Below are 5,269 nucleotides of genomic sequence, written 5' to 3'. Positions count from 1 at the left end.
GGGTCAGCCACCTCTTCCACTTGCCACTGTTGGGCCGCAGAGGCCTGTTGCTGGCTGGCCAGATGATCGGCGGGCAGGCTGCTGGCTGCCGAGACCTGCAGCGCAGGCTTGGCAGGCTCCAGCTCGGGGCGCAGCGGGATCTTGGCAAAGGCCTCCTCCTTTTGTGCCAGCTTGTGACCATCCAGCAAGTCCGGCAGGAAAATAACAACCAGGGCCACCAGGATGACGGTGCCCACCAGACGGTTTTGAAACTTCGAGGCCAAGTTGAATCCTACCTTTACGTAACTCAATATGCGATTTGGCTCCCCGCCCGAAGGCCGGGGAGCCGGGGTGTGGCCTAGACGGCGACACCCGCCAGAATGTCGGCGACAGTGTAAAACGAACCAAACACAATGACCATATCGTCCGGACTCGATGCGGCCAACGCTGCCTGATAAGCGGCGCTGACATCATCAAACTCCCTGGCAGGCCCCTTGCCCTCTCCCAACGCCGCAGCCAGTTGCGCAGAGGTGGCGGCGCGCGGGCCGGTGAGGCTGGCCAGATACCACTCGCCAATCAAGCCATCGAGTTCGGCAAGGGAGCCCGCCATGTCCTTGTCTTTGAGCATGCCGACCACGGCGCGGCGTACACCCGAGCAGGGCATCTTGCGCAATTGCGCGGCCAGATAGGCCGCCGAATGGGGGTTGTGGGCTACATCGACGATCACCAGCGGCGCACTTTGCAACTGCTGCATCCGGCCAGCCAGCCGGGCATTGGCAAGCCCGTCACGAATGGCGGACTCCGGCAGCGGCAAGCCAAGGGATTCCAACGCCGCCAGCACGGTCACCGCGTTCATCAGTGGCAACGCCGGTTTTGGCAGATCCCGCCACTGGTTCAGGCCGTGATAATCCCAACCGCTCTCGTGCTCATCGCCACGAAAATCGATACCGACCTGACGCAGGTTGGCGCCAAGACGCTGGGCTTCGCTGGCAATAGTCGCGGGCGGATTAGGCTCACCGCTGATGGCGGGCTTGCCAGCGCGATAGACCCCAGCCTTCTCCACCGCCACTGCTTCGCGGGTATCCCCCAGCCAGTCGCAGTGATCGAGGGCAATGGAGGTGATCATGGCAACATCGGACTCCACTACATTGGTGGCGTCGAGCCGACCGCCCAGTCCCACTTCCAGCAGCAGCACATCGGGCGCGGCGCGGCAGAAGAGCCACAAACCGGCCAGGGTGGCGAACTCGAAGAAGGTAAGGGCAATCTCGCCACGAGCGGCTTCCACCTCGGCAAAGGCGGCGCAGTGATCGCTGTCGGGCAGCTCTTGCCCGTTGACCCGCACCCGCTCGGTAAAGCGCAGCAGATGGGGCGAGGAGTAGACGCCGACCTTGTAGTCTGCGGCCATCAGAATGCTGGCCGCCATGGCACAGCTGGAGCCCTTGCCGTTGGTGCCCGCCACCGTGATCACCTTGAACGGCAGCTGGGTAAGCCCCATACGCCGGGCGACAGCACCGACCCGATCCAGCCCCATGTCGATATTGACCGGATGGATCTGCTCCAAATAAGAAAGCCAGTCGACAAGCGACCGGCTTTGGGATTGTTGCATGTTTGAACTCATCTTCACTCTTCGATGACGTGAGTATTCAGCATTTTGGCGAGCAGGCTGGCCAGACGGTTACGCATTTCACGGCGATCGATGATGATATCGATGGCACCCTTTTCCAGCAGGAACTCGGAGCGCTGGAAGCCTTCCGGCAGTTTCTCGCGCACGGTCTGCTCGATAACGCGCGGGCCGGCAAAGCCGATTAGAGCCTTTGGCTCGCCCACGTTGATGTCACCCAGCATCGCCAGACTGGCAGAGACGCCACCCATGGTGGGGTCGGTCAGCACGGAGATATAGGGCAGGCCCGCCTTGGTGAGTCGGTCCAGCGCTGCACTGGTCTTGGCCATCTGCATCAGGGAGAAGAGGGCTTCCTGCATGCGAGCACCACCAGAGGCGGAGAAGCAGACCAGGCCACGGCCTTCCTTGATGCACTCCTCGACGGCGCGCACAAAGCGGGCACCGACCACGGAGGCCATGGAGCCACCCATGAAGGAGAATTCGAACGAACAGGCGACAACCGGTACCCCTTTGAGGGTCCCTTTCATCACCACCAGCGCATCTTTCTCCGCCGTCTCTTTCTGAGCGGCAGACAAACGATCCTTGTAGCGCTTGGAATCCTTGAATTTCAGTACATCCTGCGGCTCCAGCTCGGCACCGATCTCGGTACGACCCTGCTCATCGAGGAAGCTCTCGAGACGGGCACGGGCGCTGATGCGCATATGATGATCACACTTGGGGCACACTTCGAGGTTGCGCTCCAACTCTGCCCGGTAGAGCACCTGTTCACAAGCACTGCACTTGGTCCACACCCCTTCCGGAATGTTGTGACGACGGGGCGCAGTGATCTTGCTCTTGGGAAGAATCTTCTCAAGCCAGCTCATGGAATTCCTTAATGCTTTTGTGCCTGACAAAACGCATCGAGCCTAGATTGTTCAATGACTTAATAGCTCGATGGCAACAAATGACGGGTCATTAAACCACAATTTTTCGGGCGCAGTTACTAAAAACTGGTCGTACCCGGTGCCGAGTCCGGCAGCCACAGCGGGCCGAGCGGCAACTGCGGCAGAGCAAACTCGGCCGGGTAATCCACGTCGACCAAATAGAGGCCACCGGCCTTGGCGGTCGGCCCGGCCAGATTGCGATCCTTGGCAGCCAGCACCTCGGCAATCCACTCCACCGGTTTGAGCCCCTGCCCCACCAGCAGCAGGGATCCGGTGATGTTGCGCACCATATGGTGCAGGAAGGCGTTGGCCTTGATGTCGAGCACGATGTAGGGGCCGGAGCGGCTGACACACAGATGGGTCACATTGCGCCACGGGGTGTTGGATTGGCAGGCGACGGCACGGAAGGTGCTGAAGTCGTGCTCCCCCAGCAGGCTCTGGCCCGCCTGGTGCATCAACTCCGCATCGATGGTCTCGTGGTAGTGGCTGACGCCACTGCCGAGGATCGCCGGCCGGTAGTTGTGGTTGTAGATGACATAGCGGTAGCGACGGGCGGTAGCGCTGAAGCGGGCGTGGAAGCTCTCGTCCACCTGCTTGACCCAGCGCACGGCGATATCCGGCGGCAGGTTGGAATTGAGCCCCAGGGTCCAGGCCCCTTCGGCACGGTTCGCCTCGGTATCGAAGTGGATCACCTGACCGGTCGCATGGACACCGGCATCGGTGCGCCCGGCACACTGGATGGAGACAGGGTGGTTGGCAATCCGGCTCAGCGCCGTCTCCAGTTCAGCCTGCACGCTGATCACTTCACGCTGACGCTGCCAGCCGAAATACCGGCTGCCGTCATATTCAATACCTAGGGCGATTCGCATGGATAAACTTGTCTTGTTGTGAAAACGCAGTGAAAGAAACGGGGCGGATTATACGCGCTCAGCCCGAAAAGTCCCACCACGCGCGCAATTGGCCTGGATTGCGAGCCTGCACGGCCATGCTCACCCCATAACAAATCACCAAAAGAAGAGGGCAGCCTGCTGGCTGCCCCCATTTTGCTGATCCCGTGATGGGAGATGCTTTAGCCCAACCGCTTGAGCAACTTCTCGGCTTCGGCGCGCTGGTGATCGCTACCCTGTTCCGCTGCCTCTTGCAGCAGCTCGCGGGCGCTATCCTTGTCGTCAATCTCGAGGTAGGCACGGGCCAGATCCAGCTTGGCACCCACACCGCCGTCGTCGGCATCCACGTCAAATCCGGTGGATTCCGGCAGCACCTCGGGGAAGCCATCGAGCCCCACATCCAGCGAGAAGCCCTGATACGGCTCCTGCTCCGGCGCGGTGGCATCCGCTTCGGCCAGCAGCTTGTCGATCTCGACGTAGCCACTCTCCTGTGCCTGCTCACGGGGCTGGAGATCTGCCGGATGTGATTCCACCTCGGCAAACGCATCTTCGAAATCGGAGAGCGCCAGCTCGTTGGGATCCCACTCCAGATCCAGCTCCGCTTCTTTCGCCTTGACAGGCTCAAGACCTAGCTCGGCCAGCATGGCATCCGCACTCTCGTCAGCGTCCTCTGCGGCACTGAGATCAATAGCGTTATCATCTTTGCCAGCAGCAGGCTCGTCGAGGGCACTGTCGAAATCGCCGAGATCGAAGCTCGCCAGATCGTCGTCAGCGGCGCCGACTTCGTCGATGGAGCTCAAATCGGGCTCAAGGTCGGCGGAGAGATCCGCATCCAGCTCGGCAAACAGGGCTGCCTGCAGCTCCTCTTCGCTCATGATCTCGTCAGCGGCCTTGGGCTTTGGGTTGAACTCGCTGGCCAGATCCATGGCGGGCTCGTTGGCAAGCGCGATAGGCTCATCCAGCGAGAGATCGAGATCCGGCACAAGATCCGGGTCACGACTGGCTGGCTGGGCCGCCATCCGCTCGGGCTCAAAGCCCTGCAGCTCCATCTCGCCGTCGTCGCTGAACACCAAGTCGACATCCGGCTTGGCGGCCGGCTCGTCAGGCTCCATCGGCATAAAGCCATCCGGGGTGTTGAGATCCGGCACCGGGCGCACCGGCTCGTTGTCGGTCACATCGACGCTCAGCAGATCATCAAACTCGCTCTGCTCCTGATCCATCATCATGGCGGTGGATTCTGAGAGGCTCTTCTCCTGCTCTTCCAGTTCACGGCGGGCACGGGCACGCAGCCACAGGGTCACCAGCGCCAATACCAGCAGCACCGGCAGCAGGATGATCATGGCGAGGTTGAGCGGTGAGGCAAGCAGATCCATCAACCAGTTTTTCTCAGGCTCAGGCTCGGCTGCCACCGGCGGGACCGGTTGGGCCTTGAGCTCGGCAATCTCTTTTTGCAGCGCGGTCTGATCCTGCAGCTGGGCCTTGAGGGTCTCCACCTCTTCGGTCAGGGATTGCAGACGCAGCTTGAGCCTGTGGTTCATCTCGGTCACCTGGCCGAGCTGGGCATTGGCATCTTCCAGTGCCAGCGCCATCTCGGTAGCCGGTTTGCCCACCGGTTTATCCAGATCGGAAGGCAGAGGCGCCGGTGTGGTGCCTTCTGCTGTGCTCGGAGCAGGTGCTACCGCCTCTTTCGGCGCAGGCTCGCTCACCTTGGCCACTTCTTTGGTTTCAGCAGCAGGTTGCGGTGCCACCACCGGGGCGGGAATGGGGGCGGCTTTCGCCACTGGCAGCGGCGCAGGCGCAGCCTTCACCGGCTCGGTCTTGGCGGCTTCAACCTTCGCGGGTTTGGCGGCAGCCGGCTT

4 protein-coding genes and 1 pseudogene are annotated in these 5,269 nt (G+C 61.6%); all 5 read right to left on the bottom strand.

The annotated features are described in order from the left end of the window. Positions 1-263: pseudogene (locus DBR30_RS22070) on the bottom strand (cell division protein DedD); the annotation flags it as partial. A gap of 74 nt (positions 264-337) precedes the next feature. Continuing rightward, on the bottom strand, positions 338-1,597 hold the full coding sequence (gene folC / locus DBR30_RS11000; protein ID WP_181363551.1) for a bifunctional tetrahydrofolate synthase/dihydrofolate synthase: 1,260 nt from the start codon (positions 1,595-1,597) through the stop codon (positions 338-340). A 2-nt stretch (positions 1,598-1,599) separates the two neighbouring features. Next, the gene (gene accD, locus DBR30_RS10995; RefSeq protein WP_005333765.1) at positions 1,600-2,463 is read right to left on the bottom strand and encodes an acetyl-CoA carboxylase, carboxyltransferase subunit beta; all 864 of its coding nucleotides are present in this window, start codon (positions 2,461-2,463) and stop codon (positions 1,600-1,602) included. 119 nt (positions 2,464-2,582) lie between these two features. Further along, positions 2,583-3,392 carry a tRNA pseudouridine(38-40) synthase TruA gene (gene truA / locus DBR30_RS10990; RefSeq protein WP_040066446.1) on the bottom strand — a complete coding sequence of 270 codons (810 nt, stop codon included), beginning with the start codon at positions 3,390-3,392 and terminating at the stop codon, positions 2,583-2,585. Positions 3,393-3,592: 200 nt separating this feature from the next. Continuing rightward, positions 3,593-5,269, bottom strand: a 1,677-nt coding sequence (locus tag DBR30_RS10985; protein WP_258224395.1) for a FimV/HubP family polar landmark protein, incomplete at its 5' end; no start/stop codon positions are given.

Source organism: Aeromonas sp. HMWF017, from assembly GCF_003061465.1.
Taxonomy (GTDB): domain Bacteria; phylum Pseudomonadota; class Gammaproteobacteria; order Enterobacterales; family Aeromonadaceae; genus Aeromonas; species Aeromonas veronii.
The sequence above is the reverse complement of the archived record's forward strand: the minus strand, read 5'-3'. Positions and strand labels throughout refer to the sequence as shown.